The following is a 15233-nucleotide window of genomic DNA, read 5'->3' as shown; positions in this document are numbered from 1 at the left end:
CGCAGTCGGCGCGTCTTTTCCTGCTGGGGGTGTCTCGCCTCATTTTGACGTCGCCATGTCTTGTACTTTCTACAAGACGCCTCGGGCGCACGCCGTATTTTCGCAACCTGCAGCTTCGGACAAGCAGGGCGTCATACCGCCCGATACCGAAGCTGAAAGTTAAATTCTTTTTTACCAAAATTCCGTTACCGTCGAAGCCGACCTTGACCGAACGCGCCTGTGGGCGCCGTCCCTGCCGGGCACTGACCTCGTGCGTGCAACTTGTTGCATCTCATTTTCAGGGTGAGCAACCAGACCCCGGCGCAAGTAAAATAACGGTTTATCGCTTGCGCCTGCGCAATCCGCCCGAATTCCGAACACTGCGCCGGCCGCCGCAGACTGCTGGGCAAATTATATTCAGAATGAAAGAGTTAGGCAAAATATCCCAGAAATCGGTCGCAAGCGACCAGGTCTCCATGATCGAGATCGACGACAGTGCGGCCGGGCAGCGCATCGACAACTTCCTGTTACGCGTCTGCAAAGGCGTCCCGAAAAGCCATATTTACCGCATCCTGCGCAGCGGCGAAGTGCGCGTGAATAAGGGCCGGATAGACGCGCAGTACCGTCTCGAACTGGGCGATCTGGTGCGCGTACCGCCCATTCGCGTCGCCCAGCCAAGTGAAGCGGCTGCTCAGGCGCCGGTGCCTGCCGCCCATTTCAAGATCATTTTTGAAGACGAGCATCTGCTCGTCATCGACAAACCTGCCGGCGTGGCCGTGCACGGTGGCAGCGGCGTCGCGTTCGGGGTGATCGAGCAGATGCGCGAAGCGCGTCCGCAGGCGAAATTCCTCGAATTGGTGCATCGGCTGGATCGAGAGACCTCCGGCATTCTGATGCTCGCCAAAAAGCGCTCGGCGCTCGTCAATCTGCACGAGCAGATTCGCGAGAACAAAATGGATAAGCGCTACTATGCTTGCGTTCACGGCGAGTGGGCGAGTGACTGGGGCCGCCGCCGCGCGGTCAAGGAGCCGTTGCACAAATACCTGACCGCAGACGGCGAACGGCGTGTTCGCGTCCAGCCGGACGGCCTCGCGTCGCACACAGTTTTCAATCTGATCGACCGCTGGCCGGAGTATGCGCTGCTCGAGGCGGAACTGAAGACAGGGCGCACGCATCAGATTCGTGTTCACTTGCAGCATCTGGGATTGCCGATCGTCGGCGACGCCAAATACGGCGATTTCGCGCTGAACAAGGCGCTGGCGCGTGCCAACGCCAAGCCTGGTCTGAAGCGCATGTTCCTGCACGCTTACCGGCTGAAGCTCACGCACCCGGCAACCGGCGAGCCGCTGCAGTTCGACGCGCCGCTGCCGCCCGAGTGCCGCAGCTTCATCGCGCAGCTCAACGAATTACGAAATGGGTCACACCCGGAGACGACACCGCATGGCTAGAGAGCAATTTGATCTGATCGTCTTCGACTGGGACGGGACGCTGATGGATTCGACCGCGCACATCACGCGCAGCATCCAGGCGGCGTGCCGCGATCTCGGCTTGCCAGTTCCCGCCGACGAGGCGGCCAGCTATGTCATCGGTCTCGGTTTGCGCGACGCGCTGCAAATTGCCGCGCCCACGCTCGATCCGGCCGACTATCCGCGGCTCGCCGAGCGTTATCGCTTCCATTATCTGGTGAAGGATCAAACTACCGAGCTTTTCGCCGGCGTGCGCGAAATGCTGCAGGAATTGCGCGATCTGGGCTATCTGCTGGCGGTGGCGACGGGCAAGAGCCGCGTCGGGCTGAATCGCGCGCTCGACCAGTCGCGCCTGACAAGCCTGTTCGACGGCACCCGCTGCGCCGACGAGACTTTCTCGAAGCCGCACCCGGCCATGCTGCACGAATTGACGCGCGAACTAGGGCAGGACAACTTGCGCACAGTGATGATCGGCGACACCACGCACGATCTGCAAATGGCGATCAATGCGGGCGTCGCGGGCATCGGTGTCACATATGGGGCGCATCCTGAGGGTCCGTTGAGCGCGTTATCGCCGAAGTTCGTTGCGTCGAGCGTCAGCGTGCTGTCGGGCTGGCTGCGGGAGAACGCATGAGTGGGCAGTCGACAGAGGCGGCGCAGGCGGTTCGCGTTTGCGCGTCGGCGGAACTGGTCGACGGCGGCGCGGGCGTACGTCGCGAGGCGAAACTCGGCGGCGGTGACGTTGTCGTGTTTTTTGTTCGCTATGATGGCCGTGCATACGGCTACCTGAACCGCTGCGCCCACGTGCCGATGGAACTGGACTGGGCCGAGGGCCAGTTCTTCGAATCGTCCGGTTTATACTTGATGTGCGCTACACATGGCGCGATTTACGCGCCGGATACGGGCAAATGCGTCGGCGGTCCGTGCCGCGGCGGCAGATTGCGGCCCGTCCAGGTGGACGAGCGCGATACGCCTGAAGGCCGCGCCGTTTTCTGGCTGCCTGACGGCGAACTGTGCCCGGCCACCTCCTGATTTTTCCTTTTCTTCGACCTTTCCACTGCACCGCATGTCCGACAATTTGACTCCCGAGCCGAAGGAACCGTCCCTGACAGGCCGCCCCCGCACGCCTGCCGATGAGCCCGGCTGGGAACGCGCGGCGCTGGAGCGCATCGCGCTTGCCGCGATCAATGAGCAGCGCGCGGCACGGCGCTGGAGAATCTTTTTCCGCTTCGTGTTTCTGCTCATCTTGCTGCTGGCGATCTGGGCCGCCATCGACTTCTCGGGCGACAAGGTCGCTGCCACCGGCCGTCATACGGCTATGGTGGCGCTTGACGGCGAAATCTCCGCGGATACGAATGCGAACGCCGAAGATATCAGCACGGCGCTCGAAAGCGCGTTTGACGACGCGGGCACGGCTGGCGTGATCCTGCGTTGTAACAGTCCTGGTGGCAGCCCGGTGCAGGCAGGCATCATCTACAACGAAATCCGGCGCCTGCGCGCCAAGTACCCGTCGATTCCGCTGTATGTCGTCGTCGGCGACATGTGCGCCTCCGGTGGGTATTACGCGGCCGCGGCGGCCGACAAGATCTACGTGGACAAGGCGAGTATTGTCGGCTCGATCGGCGTGCTGATGGACAGCTTCGGTTTTACCGGCCTGATGGATAAGCTCGGGATTCAGCGGCGTCTGCACACATCGGGTGAGAACAAGGGCTTTTTCGACCCGTTTTCGCCGGAAACGCCGAAGATGGACGAACATGCGCAAGACATGCTGGATCAGATCCACGCGCAGTTCATCGACGCCGTCCGGGAGGGGCGCGGCAAGCGTCTGCATGAAACGCCGGACATGTTCTCCGGTCTTTTCTGGACGGGGCAAAAGAGCGTCGAACTCGGCCTCGCCGACGGTTTCGGCGACGCGGATTACGTGGCGCGCGACCTCTTCAAGGCGCCGGATATCGTCGATTACACGGTGAAAGAGAGCATTACGGACCGCGTAGCGCGTAAATTCGGCGCAGCGGTCGGCAGCGGCGCGGTTCACGCGATGGCCCTTGGCGGGAAACTGAATCTGCGCTGATGTGTTGAGGCTTAGGGAAAGCCCCGCGCGATCGACGCTCGACGATCGCGCGGGGCTTTTTTTTACTCTCGTTTCTGACCGACCTGGGTCAAACGGCCAGGATCAGAAAAATAGCTGGCCGCTTGTGCAGGTCGATCGCAGGTTTTTTCTTCCAGTCCGCCACGGTGCGGCTGATGATGGTCTCCGTCTCCAGCGTCAGATCGACCGCCACGCAAACGAGCGTGGAAGGTGCGCATGTCGCCAGTAACGTGTCGAGCAGCGCCCGATTCCGGTAGGGCGTCTCAATAAAAATCTGCGTCTGCTTGCCTTTGCGCGACTGCTGTTCGAGGTCTCGCAGCCGCTTGGCCCGCTCTGTGGCGTCGACCGGCAAGTATCCGTGGAACGCAAAACTCTGGCCGTTGAGCCCCGACGCCATCAAAGCCAGCAGAATCGAGCTTGGACCGACAAACGGCACGACCTTTACGCCGCGCTCATGGGCCCGCCGTACCAATAGCGCACCAGGGTCGGCGACTGCCGGGCAACCCGCTTCGGAAACCAGGCCGGCGTCGGTGCCGGCCAGAAGCGGGGCCAGTAACTTGTCGATCTCTCCCGCCGGTGTGTTGACGTTCAGTTCGCGAATCTCGATTTCCTGGATCGGCCGCTCCGTGCCGACTTTTTTCAGGAAGGCGCGTGTGGTTTTCGCGTTTTCGCCGATGTAATAGTGAAGCGAAGCCGCGCGGGCCCGTACGGGCGCAGGCAGGACGGCGTCGAGCGCTTCGGCGTCGCCTTCGCCTAGCGTGTTCGGGATCAGATAGAGCGTGCCGCTCATTGGGCCCCCAAAAGTGGATAACCCACTGCGAGCAGCATGCGCGAGAGTGCGATCAACGGCAGGCCGACGAGCGCGGTGGGATCGTCGGAATGAATGGTCTCGAGCAGGGCGATGCCGAGCCCTTCGGATTTGGCGCTGCCCGCGACGTCGTAGGGCGTTTCGGCCAGCAGATAGGCCTCCAGCGCGGCATCCGGCAGAGCACGGAATTGCACGCGGGTAATCACGTCGACGGCCTGCACGGTCCCTGAGCGGCTGTCGAACAGACACAACGCACTATGGAATTGCACTTCGCGGCCGCGCATCGCCTGCAACTGCGCTAGCGCTTTGGCGTAGCTGCCCGGCTTGCCGATCTGCAGGCCGTCATAAGTGGCGACCTGGTCGGAACCGATCACGAGTGCGGCTTCGCCAACGCCCAGACCACTGGCTACTGCACGTGCTTTGGCTTGTGCCAGCCGCAGCGCGGTGACTTCGGGTGTTTCGCCGGCCAGCGGCTTCTCATCGATCGCGGGCGCGACGACATCGAACGGTACGCGCAAGCGCTGGAGCAGTTCGCGGCGATAGGGCGAACTCGACGCCAGAATCAGGCGTGGCGGGCGATTGAGGGAATCTGACATGGGCAATCAACGGCTAGGGAGGCGGGGCGTACAGGGTTGCGCAAAGCTCGCGCATGTACGGGCTTAAGTGTTTGACTCGAAAAGACAAAACGGATATGATTTCTGGCTTTTCATCGGTATGCTTGCGCTAGGCGGGTCTCGGTGTGTGCCAGGCGTGTAACTGTCGTGTAACGCGGCGGTGCACCACGCACGGGGCTCGCAGGTTGTCTTGCAAACCGGTTATATCCGCGGTTTATACCCCCGGCGAAACCCTTGCCGACGCAGGAGCGCACATGACTCAACATCCTGGCAACCCTGCAGGTCTGCCCGACCCGCATAACCTCGATCTGTTCGAATTTGCGCGAAGTGGGCGTCAGGCCGCGGGTGTCGTGCGCGTCTTGCAACTGCCGCGCATGTTAAACGAAGTCCCGGCAGAAGCGCCAGACCGCGATACCGCGTTCACCTGGCAAGCCGAAGGCACGACGCAGCCGGAATTGCAGGACGATGGCACCGAGGGGCCCCAGCCTTATTTGAGGTTGGCGACTCACGGCGCTGCATGGCTCGAATGTCAGCGGTGCATGACGCCGTACCTGCAGGCATTCAACGTCGACGCAACTTACCGGGTCGTCAACACTGAGGCGGAAGCCGAAGAGTTTCCGCTCGACGAGGATGAAGTCGAAGTGATCGTGGGGTCGAACCATTTCGATCTCATCGACTTGATCGAAGAAGAGTTGCTGCTTTCCTTGCCGCTCGTGCCCAAGCACGAAGTCTGTCCCGAAGTGCACGAGAGCCTGGTCTCTGGTGTGGCCGGCGCAGAAGGCGAGGGCGACGAGGACGCACCGGACGAAGCTGGCAAGGGCGGCGAGCCCGAGCGGCCCAATCCGTTTGCGGCGCTCGAGAGTCTCAAGCGCGGTGAGCCGGACGACAAGAAGGACTGAACAGTTGCATTGGAGCGCGATGCGGGCGCATTGGCCACTCGGCCAGTGGCGGACACCGGGTCGGGCTGTGTTAGAATCCGAAAAATTTTTAGGAGTTAGTCATGGCAGTTCAGCAAAACAAGAAGTCGCCGTCGAAGCGCGGCATGCACCGTTCGCACGATTTCCTGACGGCAGCGCCGCTGGCCGTGGAACCGAGCACGGGCGAAGTGCATCTGCGTCACCACGTTAGCCCGAACGGCTACTATCGCGGTAAGAAAGTCGTCAAGACGAAGAACGATTAATCGTTTCACTGCGCGTTTCACTGCGTGTCGCCCCTGTGGCGTTTCGCGTGGCGATCGGCTCGCTTGACATTTTCCCGGCTCGGCAAAAAGGCGGCATTCAATTGCCGCTTTTTTGTGTCGATTGCAATTGGCGTTCCGGCGCTTGCTGCGATCCCATGCAGGGCGCCTGAAATTCGTCGCACTCCATGACAGTAAAGCTCACGATAGATTGCATGGGAGGCGACCACGGCCCGTCCGTGACCGTTCCCGCTGCCGTCAACTTCGCCCGTTCGCATCCCGACGCGCAATTGCTGCTCGTCGGCATTGAAAGTGCGATTCGTGCGCAGTTGAAGAAGTTGAAGGCTCAGGATCTGCCGGCGTTGACCGTCGTCCCCGCGTCCGAGATCGTCGCCATGGACGATCCGGTCGAAGTCGCGCTGCGCAAGAAAAAAGACTCGTCCATGCGCGTGGCGCTCAACCGCGTCAAGGAAGGCGAGGCGCAAGCCTGCATTTCCGCCGGCAACACCGGTGCGCTGATGGCGGTCTCGCGCTATGTGCTGAAAACGCTGTCGGGCATCGAACGCCCGGCCATTGCGTCGGCGCTGCCCAACCCCAATGGCTACACGATGATGCTCGACCTGGGCGCCAACGTCGACTGCGAGCCGCAACATCTGCTGCAGTTCGCGGAAATGGGGCACGCGCTCGTGTCTGCGCTCGAGGGCAAGGAGCGGCCCACCATCGGCCTGCTCAACATCGGCGAAGAAGTCATCAAGGGCAACGACACCATCAAACGTGCCGGCGAACTGCTGCGCGCGAGTACACTTAACTTTCACGGTAACGTTGAAGGCAACGATATCTTCAAGGGTACGGTCGACGTGATCGTCTGCGACGGTTTTGTCGGCAATGTCGCGCTGAAGACGTCGGAAGGCCTCGCGCAGATGCTGTCCAACATCATCAAGGAAGAGTTCGGCCGCTCCTGGCTCACCAAGGTGATGGCGGTGCTGGCCTTGCCGGTATTGATGCGCTTCAAGAAACGCGTCGATCATCGGCAATACAATGGTGCTGCGTTGCTCGGCCTGCGCGGGCTGGTGATCAAAAGCCACGGTTCGGCGGATGCCTACGGGTTTGAGTGGGCTATCAAACGCGGGTATGATGCCGTCAAAAACGGCGTGCTGGAACGCCTTGCGCGGGCAATGGAAGAGAACGCGGGATCTCTCGAACAGGCGGCGCGCGACGCGAGCGGTGCGGGCCACGCAAGCCCGATCGCAGGCCAGCCGGCCGAGCCCTACGCTGCGCAATCCTCGAAGGCATAATGGCTCAATCGACAATTTATTCCCGCGTGCTGGGCACGGGCAGTTATCTGCCGCCCAACCGCGTCACCAATCAGGATCTGGCGGAACGTCTCGCCGAGCAGGGTATCGAGACAAGCGACGAGTGGATCGTCGCCCGTACGGGCATTCACGCGCGCTACTTCGCAGAACCTGATGTCACGACCAGCGATCTGGCGTTCATCGCTTCGCAACGCGCGATCGAGGCTGCGGATATCGACCCGCAATCCATCGACCTGATCATCGTTGCAACCTCCACGCCCGACTTCGTGTTTCCCAGCACGGCGTGCCTGTTGCAGAACAAGCTCGGCATCAAGAACCACGGCGCGGCCTTCGACGTGCAGGCCGTCTGTTCCGGGTTTGCCTATGCGGTGGCGACGGCTGACAGCTTCATTCGCAGCGGTCAGCACCGTACGGCGCTTGTGATCGGCGCGGAAACCTTCTCGCGCATTCTCGACTTCAAGGATCGCACCACCTGCGTGCTGTTCGGCGACGGAGCGGGCGCGGTGATCCTGCAGGCGTCCGACGAACCGGGCGTGCTCGCCAGCGCGCTGCACGCGGACGGCAGCCATTCGAACATTCTTTGCACGCCGGGCAACGTGAACGGCGGCGTGGTATCCGGCAGCGCGTTCCTGCACATGGACGGGCAGGCCGTGTTCAAGCTCGCCGTCAACGTGCTCGAAAAAGTCGCGGTCGAAGCGCTCGAGAAAGCCAATCTGTCGGCTGAGCAGATCGACTGGCTGATTCCGCATCAGGCGAATATCCGCATCATGCAAAGCACCTGCCGCAAGCTCGGTTTGCCGCAGGAACGCATGATCGTCACAGTGGGCGAGCACGGCAACACGTCGGCTGCGTCCATTCCGCTCGCACTCGACGTCGCGGTGCGCGACGGCCGCATCAAGCGCGGCCAGAACGTGCTGATCGAAGGCGTCGGCGGCGGCTTCACATGGGGCGCGTCGGTTATCCGCTACTGAAAGCGGCGACGTGATGGCGAGCGCCCTTCGCGGCGCTCGACTACGCTTGAGCGCGCTCGCGTCAACCGGGCGTGCCACCCACATCTGACAACATCGATTTTGGGGACGATATGAAATTTGCGTTCGTTTTTCCTGGGCAAGGTTCGCAGTCGGTCGGCATGCTCAACGCATTCGCCGATCACGCAGTCGTGCGTGAGACGGTTCAGGAAGCTTCCGATGCGCTCAATCAGGATCTCGGCAAGCTGATTGCCGAAGGCCCTGCCGAAGATCTGAACCTCACCACCAATACCCAGCCGGTCATGCTGACTGCCTCGTACGCCATGTATCGCGCGTGGCTGCAGGCTGGCGGCCCGAAGCCGGCAATCGTCGCAGGCCACAGCCTGGGCGAATACACCGCGCTGGTCGCGGCGGGCGCGATTGCGTTTCGCGACGCCGTGCCGCTCGTGCGGTTTCGCGCGCAAGCCATGCAAACGGCGGTGCCGGTCGGTGAAGGCGGAATGGCCGCGATTCTCGGTCTCGACGACGATACGGTGCGCGCGGTGTGCGCTGAAGCGTCGGCTGCGGGCGTCGTCGAAGCGGTTAATTTCAATGCGCCGGCGCAGGTCGTGATCGCGGGCAACAAGGCCGCTGTCGAAAAGGCCTGCGAAGTCGCAAAGGCGAAGGGCGCCAAACGCGCGTTGCCGCTGCCCGTCTCGGCGCCGTTCCACTCGTCGCTGCTCAAGCCCGCGTCGGACCAACTGCGCGAGTATCTGGCGAGCGTCGACGTGCAGGTGCCGGCTATTCCGGTCATCAACAACGTGGACGTCGCCGTGGTCAACGAACCGGCCGGGATCAAAGACGCGCTGGTGCGCCAGGCGGCCGGCGCGGTGCGCTGGGTCGAAAGCGTTCGGGCCATGTCGGCTCAAGGCGTCACGCACGTGATCGAATGTGGTCCGGGCAAGGTCCTTGCGGGTTTGACCAAGCGTATCGACGGCAACCTGGTCGGTGCCTCGATCTTCGATCCGGCTTCGCTCGAAGAGACGCTCAAACTCGTGAAGGCAGGCTGAACGCAACGTCGCACGGCACCTGGCAGCACGTGCTGCGCGACGGCATCAGGACTGCGCATCAGGAATCAATCAGCCCTCCGAAGGGCATCCGGACTGACAGATGGAAAAGACTCTCGACAAGCAGATCGCAATCGTGACCGGCGCTTCGCGCGGCATTGGGCGTGCGATCGCATTGGAACTGGCGCGCCAGGGCGCAACGGTGATCGGCACGGCAACCAGCGAAAGCGGCGCGGCCGCCATCAGCGAAGCATTTAACGCAGCCGGTGTGAGCGGCCGAGGTGCGGTACTGAACGTGAACGACGCGGCCGCAGCGGAAGCGCTGATCGACGGTACGGTGAAGGAATTCGGCGCGCTGCATGTGCTGGTGAATAACGCCGGCATCACGCAGGATCAACTCGCCATGCGCATGAAGGACGACGATTGGGATGCGGTGATCGACACCAACCTCAAGTCGGTGTTCCGTCTGTCGCGCGCGGTGCTGCGTCCCATGATGAAGGCGAAGGGCGGCCGCATCATCAACATCACGTCCGTGGTCGGCTCGGCCGGCAACCCGGGGCAAGTCAATTACGCCGCCGCGAAAGCGGGCGTGGCGGGCATGACGCGCGCGCTTGCACGCGAGATCGGCAGCCGCGGCATCACGGTGAATTGCGTCGCGCCGGGCTTCATCGATACCGACATGACCAGGACCTTGCCGGAAGAGCAGCAAACGGCGCTGAAGACACAGATTCCGCTGGGGCGCCTGGGCAGCCCGGAAGACATCGCGCACGCCGTGGCCTTTCTCGCGTCGTCGCAAGCCGGCTACATCACCGGCACGACACTGCATGTGAACGGCGGAATGTACATGTCGTAACCAAATTCGGTTACTATCCGCGCCTTGATGCGTTTGTAAATGCGTAAGGCGCATGCCTTGACAGCAACCCGATGCGCCGCTTTTTTGCCGGGTCAAACCTGATAAAATGCGCGCACCTGTATTTTTGAACTTCTTTTCCCTTGGAGGGGTAATGGACAATATCGAACAGCGCGTCAAGAAGATCGTCGCAGAACAACTGGGCGTTGCAGAGGCTGAGATCAAGAACGAAGCTTCGTTCGTGAACGACCTCGGCGCCGACTCGCTCGACACCGTTGAACTCGTGATGGCCCTCGAAGACGAGTTCGGCATGGAAATTCCGGATGAAGAAGCCGAGAAGATCACTACCGTTCAGCAAGCGATCGACTACGCTCGCGCAAACGTCAAGGCCTAAGGTCATTCGCGCCTGCGTTTCTGCGTTGGCGGCGTATGACGCCCTGCCGTGTCGGTTGCCGACGCCAGCAGGGTTGGCGCTTTTTGCCGTGCAGGAGCAAGCGATGTTGACAGCGCAACTTTTCGCGCGATTGCCGACTTTCAAGAAAACGCCGGGCCGCCCCGCGTTTTCCGCCCAGCAGGAAGTCCCCTTGGGGGATTTCGCCCCTCGGGGTGGCTTGGTGCGAAGCACCGGGCGTGGGGGCGCTTAACAGCCACAGGGCACACAGGGCACGTTCCTGTGGCCGCTGTGGCTTTTGCTTTTGTCATCTATGAAAAAGGGGTTACCGTGAGCCGCCGTCGTGTTGTTGTTACAGGCCTGGGGCTGATTTCGCCTGTTGGCAATAATGTTGCCGACGGCTGGGCCAATCTGGTCGCCGGCAAGTCGGGTATTGCCAATATCACGAAATTCGATGCGTCGAACTTTTCGACTCGCTTCGCCGGCGAGGTGAAGGGCTTCAATATCGAGGACTACATCCCCGGTAAGGAAGCGCGCCACATGGATACATTCATCCATTACGGCGTGGCTGCAGGCATCCAGGCGATGCAGGACAGCGGCCTCGAAGTCACCGACGAGAATTCGGAGCGTATCGGTGTAGTGGTCGGTTCGGGTATCGGTGGCTTGCCGATGATCGAAGTGACGCAAACCGAACTGCTTAATCGCGGCCCGCGCCGTATTTCGCCGTTCTTCGTGCCGGCGTCGATCATCAACATGATCTCCGGCCATCTGTCGATCAAGTTCGGCATCAAGGGTCCGAATCTGGCTATCGTCACGGCCTGTACCACGGGTCTGCACTGTATCGGCGAGGCGTCGCGCCTGATCGAATACGGCGACGCGGACGTGATGATCGCGGGCGGTGCGGAATCGACCGTGTCGCCGCTCGGTGTCGGAGGCTTTGCGGCGGCGCGCGCGCTGTCGCAACGCAATGACGATCCGGCCACGGCGAGCCGGCCGTGGGACAAGGATCGCGACGGTTTCGTGCTGGGCGAGGGCGCCGGCGTCATGGTGCTCGAAGAGTACGAGCACGCGAAGGCTCGCGGCGCGAAGATTTACGCGGAAGTCAGCGGCTATGGGATGAGCGGCGACGCCTATCACATGACCGCGCCGCTGGAAGACGGCGACGGCGCGCGCCGCTGCATGCTAGCGGCGCTGAAGAACGCGGGCATCAACCTCGATCAGGTGAATTATCTGAACGCGCATGGCACGTCCACGCCGCTCGGCGACCTGGCAGAAACCACCGGCATCAAGCGCGCTTTCGGCGATCACGCCAAAAACATGGTCGTGAACTCGACCAAGTCGATGACCGGGCACCTGCTGGGCGGCGCCGGTGGTCTGGAGTCGGTGTTTACCGTGCTGGCCGTGCATCATCAGGTATCGCCGCCGACGATCAACATCTTCAACCAGGATCCGGCCTGTGATCTGGACTACTGCGCCAATACCGCGCGGGAGATGAAGATCGATGTCGCGCTGAAGAACTCGTTCGGGTTCGGCGGCACGAACGGCACGCTGGTTTTCAAGCGCGCCTGATAGATAGTTGGTGACGCGCCAGTCGAAGGCGCCGGTTCTGCCGGCGCGCTCCCCTGAATCGGCAACGCCTGACGGAGCGCCGCAGCGCATTGCGCTGCGGCGCTCCGTCGCTATGTGGGCGGCGTTGGGGGTTTTTGTTCTGACGGCGACGTCGGCCGTCTTTGCTTGTCTCGCGTGGCATCTGGGCACGTGGCAAGCGGTCCCGTTGACGCTCACTGTGTGGGCGTGGCTCGCGCTTTGCGCGCTCCGGTATCAGCGCGCGCAACCCGTCGCGCTGAAAATCGGGCCGGACGGGTTGTCCGTCTGGGGCCGGACAGGTGCGCTGCTGGCGCAAGGGCGCATCGCCGGCTGTTCGCAGTGGAGCGGCCGCCTGCTGATTCTGGCGCTGATGCCGGAGCAGGGCTGTTCGCGCACTTTACTGTTCACCGCCGACGCCCTCCCGGCCCCCATTTTTCGCGAACTGGCAGTGCTGGGCCGACGTGGCGCCGGCGGCTGACTGTAACGACTGTAACCGCTGTTACCGGCGTAACGTGCCCGAATGACGGGAACGCTACAATGGTCCCCCGCCATGCGCCCTATAGTTAACGGATTTATCAGGTGAGCGAAAAAGAAATTGATCAGGTGCTGGTCGAGCGCGTCCAGAAGGGCGACAAGGCCGCGTTCGAGCTTCTGGTCTCCAAATACCACCGTAAGATTCTGCGCCTGATCTCGCGCCTCGTGAGGGATCCCGCCGAGGTGGAGGACGTCGCTCAGGACGCCTTTATCAAGGCGTACCGGGCGTTGCCGCAGTTTCGCGGCGAATCGGCCTTTTATACGTGGTTGTACCGGATTGCCGTCAACACGGCAAAGAACTACCTTGCGACCCAAGGGCGGCGCGCGCCGACCTCGACCGAAGCAGATGCTGAAGAAGCTGAAACTTTCTCGGACGCGGACCAACTAAGGGATATCAACACGCCTGAGTCGATGTTGATGAGCAAGCAGATCGCTGAGACGGTCAATGCTGCGATGGCGGTTTTACCGGAAGAGTTGCGCACCGCCATTACTCTTCGTGAAATTGAAGGTTTGAGCTACGAGGAAATCGCTGAGATGATGGGTTGCCCAATCGGCACGGTCAGATCACGAATTTTCCGCGCTCGCGAAGCCATTGCGGCAAAATTGCGTCCGTTACTTGACACACCTGAAGGCAAGCGCTGGTGAACGACCAGCCGGCCGGGCGGGGCGCGGGTGCAATATCTGGATTAGTGGTGTCACTACGGGGTATTTGTAAGATGGGGAGCATCATGGGGTCGGTCTCGATGCAATCGCAAGCCAGCTCGCGCGGCGAGCGTCTGTCCGCTTTTGTCGACGGTGAGCTGGTCGGCGAAGAGCATCTGAATCTGGACACGTTTATTTCCGGACTGGACGGCCAGGATCGCGCCGCCTGGTCGAGCTATCACCTGATCGGCGACGCCTTGCGTTCCGACGATCTGGCGGTCAGCCCGGCGGCGAGCAGCGCGTTCCTGAACGGTTTTGCCGCGCGCTTCGACAATGAGCCGCACGTGCTGGCGCCCGCCGCCATGCCGGTCGCACGCCGTTTGCTGGCGCTGCGCCGCCGTGTCGTGCCGGCCTTTGCCGTCGCAGCCGCGGCCGCCACGCTGACGTGGATCGTCGTGCCGCAACTGCAAGGCGTGCCAGGCGGCCCGGGCACGGCGCAACTCGCGTCGGTCCAGTCGCATGGCGACGCGCTGCAACGCGTGGCTATGGCTTCGGTGCCGGCGGCTACCGTGCAGCCGGTCGCGCAAGACGCCAACATTATTCGCGACGCCAGTCTCGACCAGTATCTGGAAGCTCACCAGCAATTCGCGCAACAACCGGTCATGCCGGGCTCGATGCCGCTGATTCGCGCTGCCGCTGTTTCTACGCAAGGCCAATAGTTTGATGCAGACTCCGCGGTTGAATAAAACGACTATCTGGGGGCGGCTGCCGGCATTTCTGTTCTGCGCAGCCGTATTGCTGTCCGCCACACCGCGGGTCTTTGCACAAACCGACGATCCGCTCGTCGCCCGTCGCACGGCCGCGGATCTGCTCGATCGCATCCATCAGGCCGCGCAGCAGCAAAATTACGAGGGCGCGTTCGTCTACCAGCGCGGCAATTTCGTTCAAACGTCGCGGATCGCGCACTATGCCACGCGTTCGGACGGCGAATTCGAGCAGCTCGAAAGCCTCGACGGCAAGCCGCGCAAAATGCTGCGCCATAACGAAGAGCTCTACACGTTCGTGCCGGAGCGGCATCTGTGCGTTGTCGAGAAGCGCCAGAACAAGGACTCGTTCCCTGCGTTGCTGGCCGTGAGCGGCGAGCAGGTGCTGTCGGTCTACGAGCCCAAGCTGCTTGGCGACGACCGTGTCGCGGGTGTCGACAGCCAGGTGATCGAGCTCGACCCGAAAGACGCCTATCGCTTCGCCTACAAGCTGTGGGCCGACAAGAAAACCGGTCTCCTGCTGCGTGCCCAGACGCTCGACCCGAACGGTCAGGTGCTGGAGCAACTGTCGTTTTCGCAGATTCGCATCGGCGTGCCGGTGGACAAGGCCGGCATCGTCAACGTTATTCGTAATCTGGCGGGGTGGACCGTGGTCCATCCGCCGGTCGAGCCGGTCGACATGGCCGCGCAAGGCTGGCAGATCACGCCGACGGTGCCGGGTTTCCGCAAGATTCGTGAACTGCGCCGTCCTATGGCTGCGCGCGATCCGGGCCAGCCGACCATTCCGGTGGATCAGGCGGTGTTCTCGGACGGCCTCGCGGCCATCTCGGTGTTCGTCGAGCCGGTCGAGAACAACACGCGCAAGGAAGGCGCGGGCAGCAGCGGCGCAACGCACGTGCTCGTCAAGCGGCGCGGAGACTTCTGGATTACTCTGCTTGGTGAAGTGCCTCAGACCACATTGCAGCAATTTGCGTCTGCCATAGAATACAAAGCTCCGAAGTAATC

Annotated in this window: 18 protein-coding genes; 16 read left to right on the top strand and 2 right to left on the bottom strand. The window is 62.1% G+C overall.

The annotated features are described in order from the left end of the window. Positions 1–401 precede the first annotated feature (401 nt). From NE850_RS23595 to NE850_RS23580, 4 genes are read left to right on the top strand one after another with little or no spacing between them, the layout of a single operon-like run. Positions 402–1427: an RluA family pseudouridine synthase gene (locus tag NE850_RS23595; RefSeq protein ID WP_035517959.1), complete on the top strand. Its 1026-nt coding sequence runs from the start codon at positions 402–404 to the stop codon at positions 1425–1427. Next, a complete protein-coding gene (locus tag NE850_RS23590; RefSeq protein WP_007180962.1) occupies positions 1420–2079 on the top strand; it encodes an HAD-IA family hydrolase in 660 nt (219 codons plus the stop codon). Before NE850_RS23595 ends, NE850_RS23590 begins: the two co-directional genes overlap by 8 nt. Continuing rightward, positions 2076–2477, top strand: coding sequence for a Rieske 2Fe-2S domain-containing protein (locus NE850_RS23585; RefSeq protein ID WP_165186742.1), 402 nt, complete (start codon positions 2076–2078; stop codon positions 2475–2477). The genes NE850_RS23590 and NE850_RS23585 overlap by 4 nt, the downstream gene beginning before the upstream one ends. A gap of 34 nt (positions 2478–2511) precedes the next feature. Further along, positions 2512–3516: a S49 family peptidase gene (locus NE850_RS23580; RefSeq protein WP_165186741.1), complete on the top strand. Its 1005-nt coding sequence runs from the start codon at positions 2512–2514 to the stop codon at positions 3514–3516. Positions 3517–3604: 88 nt separating this feature from the next. Here the strand turns inward: NE850_RS23580 and NE850_RS23575 are convergent, their stop codons facing one another. Both NE850_RS23575 and NE850_RS23570 read right to left on the bottom strand, forming a co-directional pair. Further along, entirely contained in the window at positions 3605–4324 is a 720-nt protein-coding gene (locus tag NE850_RS23575) for an SAM-dependent methyltransferase (RefSeq protein ID WP_007180965.1), read from the bottom strand. Continuing rightward, a complete protein-coding gene (locus NE850_RS23570) occupies positions 4321–4938 on the bottom strand; it encodes a Maf-like protein (RefSeq protein WP_007180966.1) in 618 nt (205 codons plus the stop codon). The genes NE850_RS23575 and NE850_RS23570 overlap by 4 nt, the downstream gene beginning before the upstream one ends. A gap of 272 nt (positions 4939–5210) precedes the next feature. On the opposite strand from NE850_RS23570, the gene NE850_RS23565 reads away from it, so the two are divergent. The 12 genes from NE850_RS23565 to NE850_RS23510 all read left to right on the top strand — a co-directional run bounded on the left by NE850_RS23565 (position 5211) and on the right by NE850_RS23510 (position 15231). Beyond that, positions 5211–5855, top strand: coding sequence for a DUF177 domain-containing protein (locus tag NE850_RS23565; protein ID WP_007180967.1), 645 nt, complete (start codon positions 5211–5213; stop codon positions 5853–5855). A gap of 101 nt (positions 5856–5956) precedes the next feature. After that, the gene (rpmF, locus tag NE850_RS23560) at positions 5957–6136 is read left to right on the top strand and encodes a 50S ribosomal protein L32 (RefSeq protein WP_006051932.1); all 180 of its coding nucleotides are present in this window, start codon (positions 5957–5959) and stop codon (positions 6134–6136) included. A 185-nt stretch (positions 6137–6321) separates the two neighbouring features. Then, the gene (plsX, locus tag NE850_RS23555; RefSeq protein ID WP_007180968.1) at positions 6322–7428 is read left to right on the top strand and encodes a phosphate acyltransferase PlsX; all 1107 of its coding nucleotides are present in this window, start codon (positions 6322–6324) and stop codon (positions 7426–7428) included. Further along, positions 7428–8417 (top strand): beta-ketoacyl-ACP synthase III, encoded by a 990-nt coding sequence (locus tag NE850_RS23550; RefSeq protein ID WP_007180969.1) that lies wholly within the window; start codon positions 7428–7430, stop codon positions 8415–8417. The genes plsX and NE850_RS23550 overlap by 1 nt, the downstream gene beginning before the upstream one ends. Positions 8418–8527: 110 nt before the next feature. Further along, complete coding sequence (gene fabD / locus NE850_RS23545) at positions 8528–9463, top strand: ACP S-malonyltransferase (RefSeq protein WP_007180970.1); 936 nt, start codon at positions 8528–8530, stop codon at positions 9461–9463. 100 nt (positions 9464–9563) lie between these two features. After that, on the top strand, positions 9564–10313 hold the full coding sequence (gene fabG / locus NE850_RS23540; RefSeq protein WP_007180971.1) for a 3-oxoacyl-ACP reductase FabG: 750 nt from the start codon (positions 9564–9566) through the stop codon (positions 10311–10313). A gap of 151 nt (positions 10314–10464) precedes the next feature. Further along, a complete protein-coding gene (gene acpP / locus NE850_RS23535) occupies positions 10465–10704 on the top strand; it encodes an acyl carrier protein (protein WP_004197638.1) in 240 nt (79 codons plus the stop codon). Between the two features lie 327 nt (positions 10705–11031). Continuing rightward, entirely contained in the window at positions 11032–12270 is a 1239-nt protein-coding gene (fabF, locus tag NE850_RS23530) for a beta-ketoacyl-ACP synthase II (protein ID WP_035517961.1), read from the top strand. A gap of 10 nt (positions 12271–12280) precedes the next feature. Beyond that, positions 12281–12766 carry a hypothetical protein gene (locus tag NE850_RS23525; protein ID WP_310699459.1) on the top strand — a complete coding sequence of 162 codons (486 nt, stop codon included), beginning with the start codon at positions 12281–12283 and terminating at the stop codon, positions 12764–12766. Between the two features lie 101 nt (positions 12767–12867). Then, complete coding sequence (rpoE, locus tag NE850_RS23520) at positions 12868–13467, top strand: RNA polymerase sigma factor RpoE (RefSeq protein ID WP_006051939.1); 600 nt, start codon at positions 12868–12870, stop codon at positions 13465–13467. An 83-nt stretch (positions 13468–13550) separates the two neighbouring features. Next, positions 13551–14183, top strand: coding sequence for a sigma-E factor negative regulatory protein (locus tag NE850_RS23515; RefSeq protein ID WP_165186738.1), 633 nt, complete (start codon positions 13551–13553; stop codon positions 14181–14183). Positions 14184–14187: 4 nt separating this feature from the next. Beyond that, positions 14188–15231, top strand: coding sequence for a MucB/RseB C-terminal domain-containing protein (locus NE850_RS23510; RefSeq protein WP_310699458.1), 1044 nt, complete (start codon positions 14188–14190; stop codon positions 15229–15231). Positions 15232–15233 lie beyond the last annotated feature (2 nt).

This window comes from Paraburkholderia sp. USG1 (assembly GCF_031570135.1).
Classification (GTDB): Bacteria; Pseudomonadota; Gammaproteobacteria; order Burkholderiales; family Burkholderiaceae; genus Paraburkholderia; species Paraburkholderia dioscoreae.
Note: the sequence above shows the minus strand (reverse complement) of the source record. Positions and strands in the feature narration are given on the sequence as shown.

Bases quoted from the DNA above. Each gene is read 5' to 3' on its own strand.
- NE850_RS23570 (WP_007180966.1), bottom strand. From the start codon at position 4,938: ATGTCAGATTCCCTCAATCGCCCGCCACGCCTGATTCTGGCGTCGAGT.
- NE850_RS23575 (WP_007180965.1), bottom strand. From the start codon at position 4,324: ATGAGCGGCACGCTCTATCTGATCCCGAACACGCTAGGCGAAGGCGAC.
- NE850_RS23580 (WP_165186741.1), top strand. From the start codon at position 2,512: ATGTCCGACAATTTGACTCCCGAGCCGAAGGAACCGTCCCTGACAGGC.
- acpP (WP_004197638.1), top strand. From the start codon at position 10,465: ATGGACAATATCGAACAGCGCGTCAAGAAGATCGTCGCAGAACAACTG.
- NE850_RS23550 (WP_007180969.1), top strand. From the start codon at position 7,428: ATGGCTCAATCGACAATTTATTCCCGCGTGCTGGGCACGGGCAGTTAT.
- plsX (WP_007180968.1), top strand. From the start codon at position 6,322: ATGACAGTAAAGCTCACGATAGATTGCATGGGAGGCGACCACGGCCCG.
- NE850_RS23565 (WP_007180967.1), top strand. From the start codon at position 5,211: ATGACTCAACATCCTGGCAACCCTGCAGGTCTGCCCGACCCGCATAAC.
- NE850_RS23510 (WP_310699458.1), top strand. From the start codon at position 14,188: ATGCAGACTCCGCGGTTGAATAAAACGACTATCTGGGGGCGGCTGCCG.
- rpmF (WP_006051932.1), top strand. From the start codon at position 5,957: ATGGCAGTTCAGCAAAACAAGAAGTCGCCGTCGAAGCGCGGCATGCAC.
- fabG (WP_007180971.1), top strand. From the start codon at position 9,564: ATGGAAAAGACTCTCGACAAGCAGATCGCAATCGTGACCGGCGCTTCG.
- NE850_RS23585 (WP_165186742.1), top strand. From the start codon at position 2,076: ATGAGTGGGCAGTCGACAGAGGCGGCGCAGGCGGTTCGCGTTTGCGCG.
- NE850_RS23515 (WP_165186738.1), top strand. From the start codon at position 13,551: ATGGGGTCGGTCTCGATGCAATCGCAAGCCAGCTCGCGCGGCGAGCGT.
- NE850_RS23590 (WP_007180962.1), top strand. From the start codon at position 1,420: ATGGCTAGAGAGCAATTTGATCTGATCGTCTTCGACTGGGACGGGACG.
- NE850_RS23595 (WP_035517959.1), top strand. From the start codon at position 402: ATGAAAGAGTTAGGCAAAATATCCCAGAAATCGGTCGCAAGCGACCAG.
- fabD (WP_007180970.1), top strand. From the start codon at position 8,528: ATGAAATTTGCGTTCGTTTTTCCTGGGCAAGGTTCGCAGTCGGTCGGC.